The 16,931-nt window shown below is 72.0% G+C and carries 15 protein-coding genes, 1 tRNA gene and 3 pseudogenes; 9 read left to right on the top strand and 10 right to left on the bottom strand.

Going from position 1 to position 16,931, the window contains the following annotated elements; translation table 11 throughout:
* The first annotated feature begins 1 nt into the window (after position 1).
* Both ACGFR9_RS20115 and ACGFR9_RS20110 read left to right on the top strand, forming a co-directional pair.
* The gene (locus ACGFR9_RS20115; RefSeq protein WP_393210268.1) at positions 2 to 2,749 is read left to right on the top strand and encodes an FtsX-like permease family protein; all 2,748 of its coding nucleotides are present in this window, start codon (positions 2 to 4) and stop codon (positions 2,747 to 2,749) included.
* Positions 2,750 to 2,810: 61 nt separating this feature from the next.
* Positions 2,811 to 3,770, top strand: a complete 960-nt coding sequence (locus ACGFR9_RS20110; protein WP_393210265.1) for an ABC transporter ATP-binding protein — start codon at positions 2,811 to 2,813, stop codon at positions 3,768 to 3,770.
* 6 nt (positions 3,771 to 3,776) lie between these two features.
* Here the strand turns inward: ACGFR9_RS20110 and ACGFR9_RS20105 are convergent, their stop codons facing one another.
* The 3 genes from ACGFR9_RS20105 to ettA are packed head-to-tail and all read right to left on the bottom strand — an operon-like array spanning position 3,777 to position 6,520.
* Positions 3,777 to 4,442, bottom strand: coding sequence for a hypothetical protein (locus tag ACGFR9_RS20105; RefSeq protein WP_393210262.1), 666 nt, complete (start codon positions 4,440 to 4,442; stop codon positions 3,777 to 3,779).
* On the bottom strand, positions 4,439 to 4,849 hold the full coding sequence (locus tag ACGFR9_RS20100; RefSeq protein WP_393210259.1) for an acyl-CoA thioesterase: 411 nt from the start codon (positions 4,847 to 4,849) through the stop codon (positions 4,439 to 4,441). The genes ACGFR9_RS20105 and ACGFR9_RS20100 overlap by 4 nt, the downstream gene beginning before the upstream one ends.
* A 6-nt stretch (positions 4,850 to 4,855) precedes the next feature.
* Positions 4,856 to 6,520, bottom strand: coding sequence for an energy-dependent translational throttle protein EttA (gene ettA / locus ACGFR9_RS20095; RefSeq protein WP_393210256.1), 1,665 nt, complete (start codon positions 6,518 to 6,520; stop codon positions 4,856 to 4,858).
* A 234-nt stretch (positions 6,521 to 6,754) separates the two neighbouring features.
* Between ettA and ACGFR9_RS20090 the strand changes: the two genes are divergently transcribed.
* Positions 6,755 to 7,297 (top strand): DUF4262 domain-containing protein, encoded by a 543-nt coding sequence (locus ACGFR9_RS20090; RefSeq protein WP_393210253.1) that lies wholly within the window; start codon positions 6,755 to 6,757, stop codon positions 7,295 to 7,297.
* Between the two features lie 47 nt (positions 7,298 to 7,344).
* On the opposite strand, the pseudogene ACGFR9_RS20085 reads toward ACGFR9_RS20090, so the two are convergent.
* The 3 genes and pseudogenes from ACGFR9_RS20085 to ACGFR9_RS20075 all read right to left on the bottom strand — a co-directional run.
* A pseudogene (locus ACGFR9_RS20085) lies at positions 7,345 to 7,583 on the bottom strand (UTRA domain-containing protein); the annotation flags it as partial.
* Positions 7,584 to 7,662: 79 nt separating this feature from the next.
* On the bottom strand, positions 7,663 to 7,917 hold the full coding sequence (locus ACGFR9_RS20080) for a hypothetical protein (RefSeq protein WP_393210250.1): 255 nt from the start codon (positions 7,915 to 7,917) through the stop codon (positions 7,663 to 7,665).
* 368 nt (positions 7,918 to 8,285) lie between these two features.
* Positions 8,286 to 8,361, bottom strand: a tRNA-Arg gene (locus tag ACGFR9_RS20075).
* A 320-nt stretch (positions 8,362 to 8,681) separates the two neighbouring features.
* Between ACGFR9_RS20075 and ACGFR9_RS20070 the strand changes: the two genes are divergently transcribed.
* The 4 genes from ACGFR9_RS20070 to ACGFR9_RS20055 all read left to right on the top strand — a co-directional run bounded on the left by ACGFR9_RS20070 (position 8,682) and on the right by ACGFR9_RS20055 (position 14,503).
* Positions 8,682 to 10,292 carry a dynamin family protein gene (locus ACGFR9_RS20070; RefSeq protein ID WP_393210247.1) on the top strand — a complete coding sequence of 537 codons (1,611 nt, stop codon included), beginning with the start codon at positions 8,682 to 8,684 and terminating at the stop codon, positions 10,290 to 10,292.
* Positions 10,293 to 10,295: 3 nt separating this feature from the next.
* A complete protein-coding gene (locus ACGFR9_RS20065; protein WP_393210244.1) occupies positions 10,296 to 12,071 on the top strand; it encodes a GTPase in 1,776 nt (591 codons plus the stop codon).
* Between the two features lie 255 nt (positions 12,072 to 12,326).
* Positions 12,327 to 12,806, top strand: coding sequence for a single-stranded DNA-binding protein (locus ACGFR9_RS20060; RefSeq protein WP_393210238.1), 480 nt, complete (start codon positions 12,327 to 12,329; stop codon positions 12,804 to 12,806).
* Between the two features lie 281 nt (positions 12,807 to 13,087).
* Complete coding sequence (locus ACGFR9_RS20055) at positions 13,088 to 14,503, top strand: Cys-Gln thioester bond-forming surface protein (protein ID WP_393210235.1); 1,416 nt, start codon at positions 13,088 to 13,090, stop codon at positions 14,501 to 14,503.
* 129 nt (positions 14,504 to 14,632) lie between these two features.
* On the opposite strand, the gene ACGFR9_RS20050 is transcribed toward ACGFR9_RS20055, so the two are convergent.
* Both ACGFR9_RS20050 and ACGFR9_RS20045 read right to left on the bottom strand, forming a co-directional pair.
* Positions 14,633 to 14,983: a hypothetical protein gene (locus ACGFR9_RS20050; RefSeq protein ID WP_393210439.1), complete on the bottom strand. Its 351-nt coding sequence runs from the start codon at positions 14,981 to 14,983 to the stop codon at positions 14,633 to 14,635.
* 185 nt (positions 14,984 to 15,168) lie between these two features.
* Positions 15,169 to 15,564 carry a hypothetical protein gene (locus ACGFR9_RS20045; protein ID WP_393210232.1) on the bottom strand — a complete coding sequence of 132 codons (396 nt, stop codon included), beginning with the start codon at positions 15,562 to 15,564 and terminating at the stop codon, positions 15,169 to 15,171.
* A gap of 312 nt (positions 15,565 to 15,876) precedes the next feature.
* Here ACGFR9_RS20045 and ACGFR9_RS20040 point away from each other — a divergent pair, with 312 nt between their 5' ends.
* Positions 15,877 to 16,110, top strand: coding sequence for a hypothetical protein (locus tag ACGFR9_RS20040; protein ID WP_393210229.1), 234 nt, complete (start codon positions 15,877 to 15,879; stop codon positions 16,108 to 16,110).
* A 167-nt stretch (positions 16,111 to 16,277) separates the two neighbouring features.
* On the opposite strand, the pseudogene ACGFR9_RS20035 reads toward ACGFR9_RS20040, so the two are convergent.
* Positions 16,278 to 16,460 (bottom strand): annotated as a pseudogene (locus ACGFR9_RS20035) (GntR family transcriptional regulator); the annotation flags it as partial.
* On the opposite strand from ACGFR9_RS20035, the pseudogene ACGFR9_RS20030 reads away from it, so the two are divergent.
* Positions 16,435 to 16,678: pseudogene (locus ACGFR9_RS20030) on the top strand (UTRA domain-containing protein); the annotation flags it as partial. The pseudogenes ACGFR9_RS20035 and ACGFR9_RS20030 overlap by 26 nt on opposite strands.
* A gap of 42 nt (positions 16,679 to 16,720) precedes the next feature.
* On the opposite strand, the gene ACGFR9_RS20025 reads toward ACGFR9_RS20030, so the two are convergent.
* Positions 16,721 to 16,834, bottom strand: coding sequence for an LPXTG cell wall anchor domain-containing protein (locus tag ACGFR9_RS20025; protein ID WP_158713673.1), 114 nt, complete (start codon positions 16,832 to 16,834; stop codon positions 16,721 to 16,723).
* Positions 16,835 to 16,931 lie beyond the last annotated feature (97 nt).

Below are 16,931 nucleotides of genomic sequence, written 5' to 3'. Positions count from 1 at the left end.
GGTGACCGTACGGACGCGGGTGGTCGCGCCCTGGGTGCGCACCCGGCTGCGGTCGGCGCCCGGCGAGGCGGTGGCACTGGCGCTGCTGGTGGCGGTGACCGCGTTCCTGGCCGCCGCGCTGCCGCTCGCGGCCGACCGGTACGGCGACGCGGGGCTGCGCAGGTCGATGGAGGTGGCCGGGCCCGCCCGCACCACCGTCCAGCTGTACAGCGCCTCCGCGGCCGACCTGCTGCTGACGCCGGAGGAGCGGGAGGAGCAGCTGCGCGAGGACCCGATCGCCGACGCGCACGCGAAGATCCTCGCGCTGCCGGGCCGTTCCCTCCCGGTCGACCGGGAGCAGTCCTCGTACGGTGTGCGCACCACCCGGCCGCTGGAGGTCCCGGACCCGTGGCTGGCCATGCCGGACGCGGTGCCCCCGCAGTTCCACCTGGCCGCGCCCAGCGGGCTCGCCGGCCACTCCCGGCTGCGAGAGGGCCGGCTGCCGAAGGCCGCGGCCGACGTGACCTCCGCGACGGCGGCGGTCGAGGCCGCCGTCACCGCCGAGACGGCCCGGAACCTGCGCATCGGGGTGGGGTCCGTCCTGCATGTGCCCGCCGCGGAGCGCGGGCCGCTCGCGGTCCGTGTCACCGGCATCGTCGAACCGCGTACGCCCCAGGAGGCGTACTGGTCGACGAGTTCCGTACTGCGCACCCCGTACCTCACGACCGTCCCCGACGACCCGATGCGCAGCCAGTACTGGGTGGCCGCGGTGCTGCTGCCCGCGGACGCGGCCCCGGCGCTCGCGGCCACGGCCGGGGAGCCCGAGCGGTACTGGACGCTGCCCCCCGATGTGTCCGCCCTGCACGCCCACGATCTGTCGCGGCTGACGTCGGCCGTCGCCTCCTTCGACGCCGGCCCGCTGCTCCAGCGGGCCCGTACGGCCGCCTCGGCCCCGGTCGAGACGGAGACCGCGCTCGACGAGGTGTTCGCCGAGTACACCGGGCTGCGGTCCGCGATCGGGCCGCTGGTCGCGGTCGCCGCGTTCGGCACGGGCACCGTCGCGGCCGCCGTCCTGCTGATGGCGGGCGGGCTCGCCGCCGACCGGCGCCGCGCCGAGCTCACCCTGCTGCGCGCCCGCGGCGCCTCCCTGCCCGGTCTGACCGGCCGGCTGCTGGCGGAGACGACGGTGGTCGCCGTCCCGGCGGCGGCCCTGGGCCTGGCCGCCGCCCGGCTCGCGCTCACCGGCGGCCGGCTGCCGTACGCCGCGGCGGCCGCCGGTGCCGTGGCGCTCATCGCCGCCGTGGCGCTGCCGTTGCGGGCCGTCGCCGCACACCGCGCGGTACGCGTGCACGCCGCCCGCGACGACATCACCTCGGCCCGCCCCTCCCGTCGCCGCACGGTCGCCGAACTCACCCTGCTCACCCTCGCGGTGGGCGCCGTCGTGGCGCTGCGCACGCGCGGTACGGCACAGGACGGCCAGGGGGCGTCCGGGGGCGGACTCGTGTCGCTGGCCCCGGTGCTGGTGGGGATGATCGCCGCGCTGGTGCTCGTACGTCTGTATCCGCTGCCGCTGCGGGGCCTCGCCCGTCCGGCGCGCCGGCTGCGGGGCGTGGTCGGCCCGCTGTCGCTGGCCCGCGCGGGCCGCGGTACGTCGGGGTCCGCCGTACTGCCCCTGCTCGCGCTGCTGACCGCGCTGACCACCGCCGCCTTCGGCGGTTCCGTCCTCACCGGGGTGGCCGACGCCCGGGACCGCGCGGCCCTCCTCACCGTCGGCGCCGACGCCCGCCTCGAATCGGCGTCGGCCATGCCGTCCGGCCTGGCCGACAAGGTCGGGCGCGTGTCCGGCGTGGACGACGTCACGCCGGTGAACGTCGCCCTGTACTCCTATCCCGACGACGGCAGGCTGACCGTCCCGGTCGCCGCCGTCGACCCGGCCGGCTACGCGGCCCTCACCCGGCACACGGGCATCGGCGCGGTCGCCGCGGACGAACTGAGGGCCCCCGGCGGCACGGGGATCCTCCCCGCCCTGGCCTCCCCCGCGGTCGCCGACCGCTACGGCACCCGGCCGTTCCGGGTGCGGCTCGACGGCGGCGGCTACCTCACCGTACGGATCGGGACGGTACGGGAGCGGACCCCGGCGATCGTCGGGGACGAGTTCCTGATCGTGGACCGGGCCGGGCTGCCGGACCCCTCCGCCCCGCCCACCGCGCTGCTGCTGACCGGAAGCCGTCCGGACGCGGCCGCGCTGCGGAAGGCGGCGGGCGATGCCGCGCGAGTGCAGCTGCGGACGGAGCGGTTCGCCGAGTACGTCGACTCGCCCCTGCAGTCCGGCGCCGAGCGGCTCTACACGGCGGCGGTGGCGGCGGGCGCCGGGTACGCCGTACTCGCCCTGCTGCTGACGCTGCTGCGCGCCGCACCCGAACGGGCCGCGCTGCTGGCCCGGTTGCGCACCATGGGCCTCACCCGGGCCCAGGGCCGCCGCCTGCTGGTCCTGGAGTCCCTGCCGCAGGCCCTCCTCGCGGCGGTCGGCGGCACCATCACGGCCTGGTCCGCCGTCCAGCTCCTCTCCCCCGGCATCGACCTGACGACCATCGCCGTCTCCACCGCCTCCTCACCGGCGGGCCGGGCGGCCCTGCGCACCGACCCGGTGTCCCTGCTGCTGCCCGCGCTGACGGTGGTGGCCCTGACGGTCGGCATCGCGGCGGCCCAGGCATGGTGGACGGGCCGCAGGGGTTCGGTACGGGAACTGAGGGCGGGCGATGCCCGATGATCCGCGCCGAGGCCCGTACGACCGCGCACGCCCGCCCGTGCTCCCTCCCAGGAGGCCCCCGATGACCTCGAACCCCACGCTCGCCGAGCTGGCCGACCGGGCCGGCGCCGACCGCGACCGTCCGGCGTACGGCCATGACGCCCTCATCACCTGCGACCGGCTGGTCCGCGTGTTCACCGCGGACGGCGTGGAGGTGCAGGCGCTCCAGGGGCTCGATCTCCTGGTACGCGAGGGCGAGTTGATGGCGCTGGTGGGCGCGTCCGGCAGCGGCAAGTCGACCCTGATGAACATCCTCGCCGGCCTGGACACCCCCACGGCGGGCGCGGCCCGGGTGGCCGGCCGTGACCTGCTCACGATGACCGCCAAGGACCGCCTCGCCTACCGGCGTGAGGTGGTCGGCTTCGTCTGGCAGCAGACGGCCCGCAATCTCCTGCCCTATCTGACCTCGGCGCAGAACGTCGCCCTGCCGATGCAGCTGGCCGGCCGGTCCCGTTCCGGGCGCCGCGTCCGCGCCGAACGCGCGCTGGAACTGCTGGAGTTGCTGGAGGTCGCCGACTGCCGCGACCGCCGTCCGCACGAGATGTCCGGCGGTCAGCAGCAGCGTGTCGCCATCGCCGTGGCCCTGGCCTGCGATCCTTCCGTCCTGCTCGCCGACGAACCCACCGGCGAGCTGGACTCCCACACGGCGGAACAGATCTTCGCCGCGTTCCGCACCGCGAACGAGCGGCTGGGTACGACCATCGTGATCGTCACGCACGACCAGGCGGTGGCGAGCGAGGTCCGCCGCACCGTCGCCATCCGCGACGGCCGCACCTCCACCGAGGTGCTGCGCCGCAGCGAGGTCGACGCGACCACCGGCCACGAGACCGTGGTCGCCCGCGAGTACGCGATGCTGGACCGCGCCGGCCGCCTCCAACTGCCCGCCGAGTACACGAAGGCGCTGAACATGCGCGACCGCGTCGCCCTGGAACTGGAGCCCGACCACATAGCCGTCCGCCCGGACGACAGCGAGGGGCGGTAGACGGCCTCAGCGCACGCTGAGCCCGAACGCCCCGAGCCCCGCCCGCCGTACGGCGACCGACCCGAAGGGCGTACGCAGCCGGAGCCACGCCCCGGAGGAGAACAGCCCCTGCTCCGTGCCCCGCAGGAAGCCGAGCGACTGGGCGGCGTGCACCGCCCGCACCGGAAGCCCGGTGTCCGCGACCGTGCGGGACCAGATCTCCCGGCCGATCCGGTCGAGTTCGGCCCGGTTACGCGACTCCGGTGCCAACTCCTCCGTACGGGACCGGAATTCCGCGACCGACGCGGCGACGAGAGCGCGCAGCTCCTGCGGCGCCGGCAGTCCGGGCTCGGCCCGCCAGCCGCCGCGCGGCGGCAGCACACCGGCCCACGGTGGCCCGGTCACCGCGCCCGGCACGGCGGCCGTGCCGGCGGACTCGTCCACCGACTCCAGCAGTTCACCGGCGGACACGGTCACGTCCAGGGTGATGTCCAGCCCGTTCTCGTACGGCTTCGCCAGCCGTACGGCGCGGACGGCGAGCACCTCGAACGACGGCGGCCTGCCGAAGACGGCGAGCGCCGTCCCGGCCGCCTGCAGCCGCACCGCGGCGGAACGGTCGTAGTGCAGCAGCCGGGAGAGGAAGGCCGCGAGATCCGCGGCCTCCCCCTCGTCGGCGAGGTGGAGCGCCGTCATGCTGCGACGGCCTCCTCCTCGGAGTCCGTGTACTCCTGGAGGAACTCCCGCTCCTCCGCGGTGAGCCGCCGGGGCCGCTGCGCCTCGAAGTCGAACGGCACGATCACCGTCGAGGCGCGGACGTAGACCACGTCCCCGTCCTTGACCTCGTAGGTGAGGGTGAACGACGCGGCCCTTGTCTCGGTGACCCACAGCTCGATGTCGACCGGGTGGTGCCGGTGGACGAGCTGCCGCTTGTAGTCGATCTCGTGGCGCGCCACCACGGACCCCTGCTGGAAGTCCTTCTCCGGGCGGAACAGGAAGTCGATGCGGGCTTCCTCCAGATAGCGGAGGAACACCACGTTGTTGACGTGGCCGTACGCGTCCATGTCCGCCCAGCGCAGCGGGCAGCGGTAGATGTGCCGCAAGATCGATCAGCCCCGGGTCAGCTTCTTGTAGGTGGCGCGGTGCGGACGCGCCGCGTCCGCGCCGAGCCGCTCGACCTTGTTCTTCTCGTACGACTCGAAGTTGCCCTCGAACCAGAACCACTTGGACTCGCCCTCGTAGGCGAGGATGTGTGTGGCGACCCGGTCCAGGAACCACCGGTCGTGGGAGACGACCACGGCGCACCCGGGGAACTCGAGCAGGGCGTTCTCCAGGCTGGAGAGGGTCTCGACGTCGAGGTCGTTGGTCGGCTCGTCGAGGAGCAGCAGGTTGCCGCCCTGCTTGAGGGTGAGCGCCAGGTTCAGCCGGTTGCGCTCACCGCCGGAGAGCACGCCGGCCGGCTTCTGCTGGTCCGGGCCCTTGAACCCGAAGGCCGACACGTAGGCGCGGGACGGCATCTCGACCTGGCCGACGTTGATGTAGTCGAGCTCGTCGCTGACGACGGCCCACAGGGTCTTCTTGGGGTCGATGTTCTCGCGGCTCTGGTCGACGTAGGAGATCTTGACGGTGTCGCCGACCTTGATGGCGCCGGAGTCCGGCTCCTCGATGCCCTGGATCATCTTGAACAGGGTGGTCTTGCCGGCGCCGTTCGGGCCGATGATGCCGACGATGCCGTTGCGCGGCAGTGTGAAGCTGAGGTCGTCGATGAGGAGCTTCTCGCCGAAGCCCTTGCTGAGGTTGCTGACCTCGACGACGACACTGCCGAGGCGCGGGCCCGGCGGGATCTGGATCTCCTCGAAGTCCAGCTTCCGCATCTTGTCGGCCTCGGCGGCCATCTCCTCGTACCGGGCCAGACGCGCCTTGGACTTGGCCTGGCGCCCCTTGGCGTTGGACCGCACCCACTCGAGTTCGTCCTTGAGGCGCTTCTGCCGCTTGGCGTCCTTGGCACCCTCGACCTTGAGGCGGGTGGCCTTGGTCTCCAGGTACTTGGAGTAGTTGCCCTCGTAGCCGTGCAGCCGGCCGCGGTCGACCTCGCAGATCCAGCCGGCGACGTTGTCCAGGAAGTACCGGTCGTGGGTGACGGCCACGACGGTGCCCTCGTACTTGGCGAGGTGCTGCTCCAGCCAGTTCACCGACTCGGCGTCGAGGTGGTTGGTGGGCTCGTCGAGGAGCAGCAGGTCGGGCGCCTCGAGCAGCAGCTTGCACAGCGCCACCCGGCGCTTCTCGCCACCGGAGAGGTTGCTGACCGGCCAGTCGCCGGGCGGGCAGCCCAGGGCGTCCATGGCCTGCTCCAGCTGGGCGTCGAGGTCCCAGGCGTTGGCGTGGTCGAGCTGCTCCTGCAGCTTGCCCATCTCGTCCATGAGCTCGTCGGTGTACTCGGTCGCCATCTGCTCGGCGATCTCGTTGAACCGGTCGAGCTTGCCCTTGACCTCGGCGACACCCTCCTGGACGTTCTCCAGGACGGTCTTGTCCTCGTTCAGCGGGGGCTCCTGGAGCAGGATGCCCACGGTGTAACCGGGGGTGAGGAACGCGTCACCGTTCGAGGGCTGCTCCAGCCCCGCCATGATCTTCAGGACCGTCGACTTACCAGCGCCGTTCGGCCCGACGACACCGATCTTCGCCCCGGGCAGGAAGCTCAGGGTGACGTCGTCGAGGATCACCTTGTCGCCGTGCGCTTTGCGCGCCTTGCGCATGGTGTAGATGTACTCAGCCAAGAGAAACCGTCCGGCAGCTTGAAATCTGGCAGTGGGCAGATACACCCCATCTTGCCCGACCGCCACCCCTCGGGGGAAACCCGTTCCACCCGGGGGCCCTGACCTGGCCTTTCCCGGATGCCGCCTGAGCCTCGCCTGTCACTGTCGGTCGCCACCGGTCGGCCTCGGGCACCCTCGCACGGCCCGGGGACGGCCCAGCACCTGCCATGATCAGGACGTCGTAACCTTCCTCGGGTGAGTGACTCTCCCTGCTTCTGCCTCCTGTGCGCACCCCGTACGGACGCCCCGGCCTCGGACGAACGCGACGGTCACATAGCCGCGAATGTGACCGCCCACGGCTGGCACGTGATGGGTGTCGGAGCCGGGGACGAGGCACCGGCGGACTGGGCCTACTCGATCGGCCTGTGGCACACCTTGCGCAGCCCAGAGGTCTGCATCTTCGGCCTGCGGGTCGAGACGATGATGTCCGTCCTCAACGTCGCGGGGCGGGAGATCCGCAACGGTCACCCTCTGGAATCCGACCAGCTTCGTGACGACATCCTGAACGGCCACTCGGTGGCTGTCCGACCGGTGCACCCGAGCTGGTACCGAAGCTTCTTCGGTGCCGGGATCGACTTCTACCAGGCGCCTCCCCTTCCGATCACCCAGCTCTTCTGGCCAGACAAGGAGGGCCGGTTCCCCTGGGACGACCACGCGCAGGAGTACTGCCGCGCGAGTCAGCCCCAGCTGTGGATCTCGAAGGACGAAACCAGCGGACCCTGGACCACCCTCGACTGAGGTCCCCGTCTCGGCTCCTGCCCTGAGCCCGCTACCCCACTACGCGGCTAGCGACTGATCGGAATCTCGTAGACGATCTCGCAGAGCGCGGCGGGCACCACGATGTCCGCGGCCTCCACGGGGCGGCCCTGGTCGCTGTAATACGTCCGCCGGATATGCGTGACGAGTGAGCCCTTCTGGATGCCAAGAAGTGAAGCCTCCTCGGCGGTCGCCTGCCGGGGCTCCGGCTGCTCCACAGCGTGGCTGACGGCGATGCCGATCGCGGCATGCGGTTCACGACCCCTGACCACCTCGACCAGTCCGCCGGCTTCTCCCCCTTTGCCCTGAGCCGGCTGGCGCGTGAGCACCGCTTTGGACGTCGTTTCTTATGGCTGCGGTGCGAAGTGGGCGGCTCCGGGGAAGCCCGGTTCATCCAGCAGCGCGTCGAACAGCTCTTCCACGAAGGTCTCCCGTGCGCGCAGCAGTTCCTCGATCCGAGGCTGCTGGACCGCGGCCTGGACACCAGCTGCTGAAGCCCACACGAGAGCGCCTTTGGCGTCAGCCGGCACCTCTGCATCAAGCTCTGCGCGCTTCTGTCCGATGGCTTCTTCGAACTCCGGGGTGGCTATCCACAGGCTCACGTCCAACTGGCATACACGACTGCCCAAGTGGCTCAGCGACGGCATCCCGCCCGCCCAAGTGGCGGAGTGGGCCGGGAACAGCGTGGCTGTGCTGCTCGCCACCTACGCCCGATGCGCCGACGGGCAGTTGCGAGACCTGAAACGGCGGCTCGAAGCCGCGGGGGACCCGCCGGAGGCGCCCGGGCGCCGGCTGATCGCCGGCCGGGGACTTCGACTTGTATGCGACACGGCCACCCGCGAAAACCCGGTGACAGCCGGACGGCCCCGGAGCCCGCCCTTGATCATCAAGAGGGCGTCCGGGGCTTCGTCGTGCCGGCTGGAATGCGTTCCGACCAGCGAAGAGCCCTCCCGGTCGGGAGGGCGGAGAGTGGCGCCCCCGGCAGGACTCGAACCTGCGGCCAAGCGCTTAGAAGGCGCCTGCTCTATCCACTGAGCTACGGGGGCCGGTGTGGTGGCCTGTCGTCGTGGTGCCCGGGTGCGGGCTGTCCCTGACGGTGCCGGAGACAAGGATAGGGCTCCCGCATCCTTGCCCCTGTTGCCGCTCCTCCGTGGCTCGATGTGGAGGTTCGGTGAAGCGGTCCTGATAATCGCAGGCAGGTACGAATCGTGCACCGCTTTTGGCCTCTCGCGCACCGGGTGTTGTGCACTCGTTATGCCTGGCCTGTGCACACGTCACGGTCGCCCCTTCCATCCCTTGTGTCCTGTCGGCGCGCAGACATGCGCATATGCTTCAGAATTCCCCTAAAATTGGGCATTCTTCGCATGTGGTGACCTTGGACGTACGGCCCCAGCTGCTCGACGCACTCTCCGCCCTGCGCGACCGTGTCGCCGCCGCACGCTTCCCGCTGCCCCTCGCGGGGGCCGCACGCGCGCGTGCCAGCCGCGACGAACTGCTCGCGCAGCTCGACGACTATCTGGTGCCCCGGCTGAGAGACCCCTCGGCGCCTCTGCTGGCCGTCGTCGGCGGGTCCACCGGGGCCGGGAAGTCGACGCTGGTGAACTCCCTGGTGGGCCGCCGGGTCAGCGAGGCGGGCGTGCTGCGGCCCACGACACGCACCCCGGTGCTCGTCTGCCATCCGGAGGACCACCACTGGTTCAGCGGGATGCGGGTGCTGCCCGACCTCACGCGTGTGTGGGTGCCCCACCACCGGGACCCCGCCGACGACCTGCTGCTGCCCGGCGAGAACCCCGCGCGGGTGCTGCGGGTCGAGACCGCCGACACCCTGCCGCCCGGCCTCGCCCTCCTGGACGCGCCCGACGTCGACTCCCTCGTCGCCGACAACCGGGTCCTCGCCGCCGAACTCATCACCGCCGCCGACATCTGGGTGATGGTCACCACCGCCGCCCGCTACGCCGACGCCGTCCCCTGGCACATGCTGCGCACCGCCAAGGAGTACGACGTCACTCTGGTGACCGTCCTCGACCGCGTACCCCACCAGGTCGTCTCCGAGGTGTCACGGCACTACGGCGCCCTGCTCACCAAGGCCGGACTCGGCGACGTACCGCGCTTCACCGTGCCTGAGCTGCCCGAGTCGGCCTGGGGCGGCGGGCTGCTGCCCGCCACCGCCGTGGCGTCGCTGCGCACCTGGCTGGTCCACCAGACGCTCGATCCCGCCGCCCGGCAGCAGGTGACGGGCCGCACCGCGTACGGCGTCCTCGACTCCCTCGACGCCCGTATGCCCGGACTCGCCGGTGCCGCCGCCGCGCAGTACGCCGCCGCGCTGCGGCTCACCTCCGCCGTCGACGGGGCGTACGACAGCGAGCACGCGCGTGTGCGCGGCCGGCTGCAGGCCGGGGCCGTACTCGCCGGGGACGCGCTCAAACGGTGGCGCGCCTTCCCCCTGGACTGCACCCCCGGCGAACTCCTCGACACCTTGGTGGAGAGCCTGAGCGCGCTGCTGCTGTGCGCCGTGGCCGCCGCCGACGAGCGTGTCGAGGACGCCTGGCGGCGCGAGCCCGCCGCGGACGCCCCGGAACTCGCCGGCCGCGAGCGTGCCCCCGCGAGCGCCGAGCACCGTATCGGGCTGGCCGTACGCCGCTGGCGGCGCGAACTCGAGGAGTTCGCCGAGGACGAGGTGCGGGAGCTGGACCGCAGCATCGCCCCCGACCCCGAGATGGTCGCCGCGCTGGTCGCCACGGCGCTGCTGGGCGGCCGCCGGGCCCGCACCGCCGGGGAGGGCCTCGCCGAGCGGATCGGCGCACACGGCGCGCTGCGGCTGCGCGACCGGGGCGGACGGCTCCTCGTCGCGCACGTGGACGGCGTCATGCACGCCGAACGCGAACGCCGGCTCGCCCCGCTCGACGCGCTCGACGTGCACGCGGAACCCCAGGCCGAACTCATCGCCGCCCTGTCCGTACTGCAGAAGGAGAGGTGACCGGTGACCGCCGTCACTGACCAGGACCACACCGGGCAACCCGATCGCGACGCCGAAGGATCATCCCGTACGGATACGGCGACCCCGTGGGACGACGGACTGATCGCACGCCGCGTGAACGGCGAGGAGCAGTCCGCGGCGACGGCGGCCCGCGTCCCCGCGCCGCAGCCCGTGATCCCGCTCGCGTACGACCCGGCGCTGAGGTCGCGGCTCGACGCGCTGCGCGAGCTGATCGGGCTCTCCCGCACCCGGCTCGACAACCGGACTCTCGCCCAGGCGGGCCGGATCCTCGACGAGGCCACCGCGCGGCGCCGGCTCTCCGGACAGCACACCGTCGTCGCCATCGCCGGCGCCACCGGGAGCGGCAAGTCACAGCTGTTCAACGCGCTGGCCGGAGTGCCCATCTCGGAGACCGGCGTACGCCGGCCGACCACCGCCGCGCCCATCGCGTGCAGTTGGAGCGACGGCGCCGCGCCCCTCATCGAACGCCTCGGCATCCCGCCCCGCCTCAGACGGCGCCCCCTGCAGGCGACCGCGGACGCCGACGAGCGGCTGCGCGGGCTGGTCCTGGTCGATCTGCCCGACCACGACTCGGCGGCCGTCCAGCACCGGGAGCAGGTGGACCGTGTCCTGGGGCTGGTCGACGCGGTGATCTGGGTCGTCGACCCGGAGAAGTACGCCGACGCCATGCTGCACGAACGCTATCTGCGGCCGATGGCCGCCCACGCGGAGGTCATGTTCGTCGTCCTCAACCAGACCGACCGGCTGCCCGGGGAGGCCGCCGACCAGGTCCTGGACGATCTGCGGCGGCTGCTCGACGAGGACGGCATCGTACTGGGGGAGTACGGCGAGCCCGGTACGACCGTGCAGGGGCTGTCCGCGCTCACCGGGGACGGGATCGGCGAACTGCGGGAGTCCCTCGCCCGGTTCGTGTCCGAACGCGGCGCCCCGTCGCGGCGGATCTCGGCGGACGTGGACATCGCGGCGGCCCGGCTGTGGCCCGTGTACGCCACCCGCCGGCGCACCGGGCTGAGCGAGGAGGCGCGTGAGGAGTTCTCGGACCGGCTCGCGGACGCCGTCGGCGCCACCGCGGCGGGCGAGGCGGCGGAACGCGCGTGGCTGCGCAACGCCAACCGCGCGTGCGGCACGCCCTGGCTGCGACTGTGGCGCTGGTGCCAGGAGCGGAGCGAGCCGTCCACCGGCCGGGTCGCCCCGCGCGGGCAGCCCGACGAGGAGGCCACGGCCCGGCAGCGGGTGGAGCAGGCGGTGCGTACGGTGGCCGACCGCGCCTGTGGCGGACTGCCTGCCCCGTGGGCGCAGGCGGTCCGGGAGGCGGCCGTACGCGGCTCGCAGGGGCTGCCCGAGGCGCTCGACGAGCTGGCCGTGCGCGCGGGACTGCCGCCGGGGCGGCCGCCGCGGCCGGGGTGGTGGCCGGTGGCCGTGCTGGCGCAGGTCTCGATGACGGTTCTTCAGTTCGTCGGCGGGCTGTGGCTGGTGGCGCAGATCGCCGGCCTCATGGCGCCGAATCTGGGGGTGCCGGTGCTGCTGATGGCGATCGGCATCGTCGGCGGCCCGCTGATCGAGTGGAGCTGCCGCATGGCGGCCCGGGGGCCCGCACGGCGGTACGGGCTGGAGGCGGAGAGACGTCTGCGGGATGCGGCGGCCGGGTGCGGCCGGGCCCGCGTCCTGGATCCGGTGGCGGCGGAACTGCTGCGGTACCGGGAGGTACGGGAGCAGTACGGGCGGGTCGCGGGGGTGGGGGTGGCCGGTCGGGGGTGAGGGCGGCCGGCGCCGACGGTAAGGGCGGAGCGCCTCGTTCGGGTGGCGGGGTTGTCCCCAGGCCGGAGGTGGTCCACAGCGCTCGGCGGGCCCGGCCCGACGGGGGCAGTCTGGCTTGCACGGCGATCGCGGAACGGTCCGCGGTCGTCACGCCGGACGGCGGCCGTACGGGAGGGCCCGTACGCGTTTCAGCCCGGCGCCCGCCGATGCCGCCCCGTGCGGCCGGCGGGTCCGGGCGAGGGAGGGAGTACGAGGATGAACGAGACGATGGTGTGCGTGGTGGGCAACATGGCGACACGGCCCGTGTACCGGGAGACGGCGTCGGGCCCCGCGGCCAGGTTCCGGATCGCGGTCACGTCCCGGTACTGGGACCGGGAGAAGAGCGCCTGGGCGGACGGCCACACCAACTTCTTCACGGTGTGGGCCAACCGGCAGCTCGCCACCAACGCGGCGGCCTCGCTGTCGGTGGGCGAACCGGTGATCGTCCAGGGCCGGCTGAAGGTGCGCACGGAGACCCGCGAGGGACAGCAGGGCTGGATGTCGGCGGACATCGACGCGGTGTCGATCGGCCACGACCTGGCCCGCGGCACGACCGCCTTCCGCCGCGCGCAGCGACCGGACCAGACACCGGCGACGGACCGGGCCGAACCCAACTGGGAGAGCGCGCCGGACGGTTCGCCGGCATCGGACGACGTGGCGGTCCAACCCGCGCCGGAGCCCGTTGTCGTGACATGACGTCAGCCGCGCGCTCCGCCCGGTCCGGACGCCGACCGAACTGAGGCTTATCGGCAGATGCATACCGAACCATCCTGTGTGGATTTGTCGATAAGCCCTGCTCGCGGCGGCTTCCGCGATAACGATTCCGAGTCGGATCAGCCCTCCGACGCGATCACCGGCAAGCGCGCTCTGCCGCCTCCTTAGGATGCCGGGCATGGCTCCCGGCGCTCTGGGGCCGATGAAATGTGCTGGTGGGACCGTCCCCCCGTGTCAACGGGTCCCGCTCGGAAAGGATTTCGGTGTTTGCTTCGTTCTCCGCGCGGTCCGTGCGCGGACGCGGGTCGGCCCGCCTCGCCGCAGCAACGCTGGCGTCCGGATTCGTCACCACCGCCGTACTGGCCGGTGCCGGGACGGCCGCCGCCGCCGGCGACGAGACGGCGCCGGGGCACAGCGGGGCGGCCGCGACCATAGGCGGCCTCAAGACCTACGGCGACGCGGTGATACGCGGCGCCGCCGGGGACCAGCAGGTGTCGGCGGGACTGTTCGAGATGTCCGTCGAGGGCGGCGGCATGCTGCACACGTACTGCGTCGACATCCAGACGCCGACGCAGAAGGACGCCAAGTACCACGAGACCGCCTGGGCCGGGACGTCGCTGGGCACCAACAAGGACGCCGGCCGCATCCGCTGGATCCTGCGCAACTCCTACCCGCAGGTCAACGATCTCGCGGCGCTCGCGAAGAAGGCCGGTGTACGCGGGCAGCTCACCGAGCAGGACGCGGCGGCCGGCACCCAGGTGGCGATCTGGCGCTACTCCGACGCCGTCGACGTGGACGCCGTCGACCCCCAGGCGGAGCAGCTCGCCGACTACCTGCAGAAGAACGCCCGCGGCGAGGCGGAACCGAAGGCGTCGCTGACCCTCGACCCGCCGGCGGTCTCCGGCCGCCCGGGTGAGCTGCTCGGTCCGGTGACGGTGCACACGGACGCGCGCAGCGTCACGGTCTCCCCGCCGGCGGACGCGACCACGACCGGCGTACGGATCGTGGACAAGGACGGCGAGCCCGTCACCACCGCCACCGACGGCGGTCGGCTCTTCTTCGAGGTCCCCGAGGACGCGGCGGCGGACACCGTGAGACTGACCGCGCAGGCCTCCACGACGGTCCCGGTCGGCCGCGCCTTCGTCTCCGACAGCCGCAGCCAGACGCAGATCCTGGCCGGTTCCAGCGAGTCGACCGTCTCGGCGACGGCGAGCGCGACCTGGGCGCTCGAGGGTGCGATACCCGCGCTGTCCGCCCGCGAGAACTGTGCCAAGGGCGGTGTGGACGTCACCGTCGCCAACCAGGACGACGAGCCGTTCGTCTTCGAGCTGGCCGGGGCGGAGTACACCGTCGCGGGCGGCAAGTCCCGGACGGTGACGGTCCCGGTGAGCGAGGACCTGCCGTACGACTTCACGGTCGAGGGTCCGGGCGGCTTCGAGCAGCGGTTCACCGGCAAGCTCGACTGCGTGACCCGGGCCGCCGAGATCGGCACCACCACCCACACCCTGTCCGGCCCGTCCCCGACCCCCCTCGCGGTCACTCCCACCGACACCAACCTCGCCGAAACGGGCGCCTCCAGCGCCACCCCGTGGATCACCGGCACCGCGATCGGCCTGGTCGTCGTGGGCGGAGCGGGCCTGATCATCACCCGCCGCAGGAACACCCCCTCCGAGGGCTGAGGGCACTCCTGGTGTCCGGTGCGCCCGCGTCCGGCGGAACGAGGGAGACAAGGACACGACCCAGGGCAAGAAGAAGTAAGCATGACTCTGCCGCAGGAGTGCCCCGTACCAGCCCCGGACGGCGTCCTCTCAGTCCAGGTCCTCTTCCGGCCCCACGTGGCGCAGCGCCGTACGGTACTCGCCTGTGCTCACAAGGTGGTCGATGACACGGACCATGGCGGGGATGCCCGGATCGCGGACGATCAGGCCATCCCAGACCCAGAAGTAGCTGCCGCCCAAGCACTCACCCGTATCACGCCAGCGGTCCATGTTCCGCCGCACCACATCCAGGGTGTACACAGTGCCGGACCAGCGGTCGCCATCATCGAGGATCACCCACATGTCGATGTCGTCCACCTCGGCCAGATCCTCACCTGCGCCGGGCACGAAGCAGATCTCGTAGCCTTCGCGTCGCACCCGGTAGAACGGCCCGTCCCACATGTTCGCCCCCTGCGCCAAGCCGAGGATACGCAGAAGCCCAGGGGCGTATTGGATGCTGCCGTGTGCGCCACGAAGCCGACGCCTGGCGGAGACCCTCAGACACTCGGATCAGAAGAGGTCCGGAGTTCAAGGCTCGCAAAGCCGACAGGCGTAACGCTCGCTTTGCGAGTCCGGCGCACCGACGGTCAGGCCGGCGCAGGCACGAAGCCGCCGCGGGCGGTGCCCGAGGACAGCAGGGCAGACCAGTCGAGGGCGTCGGGCATGTGGTCCAGAGACAGGACGACCGCTCCGCCAGCCTGCTCGGCATCCGCACACCAGTCGCCCATGCCGCTCGATGCCCTGCCGTTGTCGGCTCCGCCGACCACCGGCGCAGCGAGAGCGGGGACGACGAGCCCGTGGTCCCCAGGCCCGTCTACGACGCACAGGGTGAGTCGGGGAACGATGCTCCAGCCCTCGCACAAGGGCACCGCCCCGTCCGGCGCGGTCAGGAGCGGCAAGGCATCGTGGACAGGCGCGTCGGCCAGCAGGAGCACGGGCGTGACACCACGGACGAACAGGGTGTTCTCAGGATCCAGCAGCACGGGACCACTCTCGCAGGCCTGGGTATCGGGGCAGCAAGGAGGTGCCGAGGCGGCAAACAAGCACGCGTCGGCCACGGTCATCGACCACTGCCTGGCGGCCATTGTCAGCACAAGACAGGCCTTCGCTTGTCCGTCGAGAACCCATCCCCCTCCCCGCACGTCGTGGACGGTGGGCCTGGCAGCATGCCCGCCATGGACCAAGCTTTGAAGACCTTGGAGCACGAGTTCCGTTCCGAGCCCGGAAGCTTCTTGCTGGGGCTGCGAAGTGATCTGGTCTGGGACCGGGACGCCTTTTCCCGGCTGGAGAAAGCCATGCGCACTGTCTGCGAACGCTTGCAGGAAGCCGAGGAGCTCCCCCGCTGGTTGGCAGAGGGGTACTACCACGTCGCCACGGACGTTCCCTCGTGGACTGCTCACCCCAACTTCCCTCGGCCGGAGCCGGAGGAGTACTACGCCGCATGCGTCGAGCGGCTGACGGATCTGGCGGACTGGTTCTTCCGCGGGGAGCACGCCTACACGGAGCCGCACCCCTGGTCAGAGCTGTAGGAAGCTGAGCCGTCTGTGCCCGTCGACTGACGTCACCAGCTGACGTCGACAACGGCGAACAACCGTGCACAGGAGCGTCCGCACCCGGATCGACGAACGACCACCGAGGCCCGTTTCAGCACGCCGCGCGGCAGGAGGCGCGAGGAGTCGCGGTTCGTCCGGTGCCGTCATGCTTGCGTCTGCCTCTCTTCGGTCACGTGGTGGGTGGTGAAGACGGCGTCGACGCGGTCCCCCGGGAACACCGGGAGCACGGTCTCGACGACTCGCCCGGTGGGATCGGTCGCGACGCGTGTGAGCGCGTTGGAGTTGGTCCGGAGGGTCGATGCTTCGTCCGGTGTCGGTGGGCGGGCACAGGCCATGACCGTCAGCCACGCCGTGGAGCAGCCGGAGCCGAGGCAGGGGACCGCCGAGGAAGCGTCACTCCTGGGCATCCAGAAGTCCGCGCTCGTCACGCACATCCGCCGGACGTACTACAGCGACCAGGGGCGGCCCGTGGAGACGGCGGCATCGTGGTGCCCGCCGTCTCCACTGCGAGATCGTCTACGAGATCCCGATCAACCGTCCGTAACGGTCTGCCGGATCCCGAGAATGGGGTCTGTGGGTGCCATACTCATCTTCGGCGCCGGATGTACCAACCCGCCACCAGCACGATGAGAATGGCGACCACGAAGGCCCATACGGTCGTCGCACCGTGGTACGAGCGGTAGGCCACTACAGCAAGCATGCTCAGGCGGATACCCCGAGCGGGCGGCTCCAGCAGCGCCTTCTGAGCGCTTGGCCGCAGGTTCGAGTCCTGCCGGGGGCGCCAGCCGGCAGAACGC

This window comes from Streptomyces sp. NPDC048584, from assembly GCF_043199595.1.
Lineage (GTDB): Bacteria > Actinomycetota > Actinomycetes > Streptomycetales > Streptomycetaceae > Streptomyces > Streptomyces edwardsiae.
Note: the sequence above shows the minus strand (reverse complement) of the source record. Positions and strands in the feature narration are given on the sequence as shown.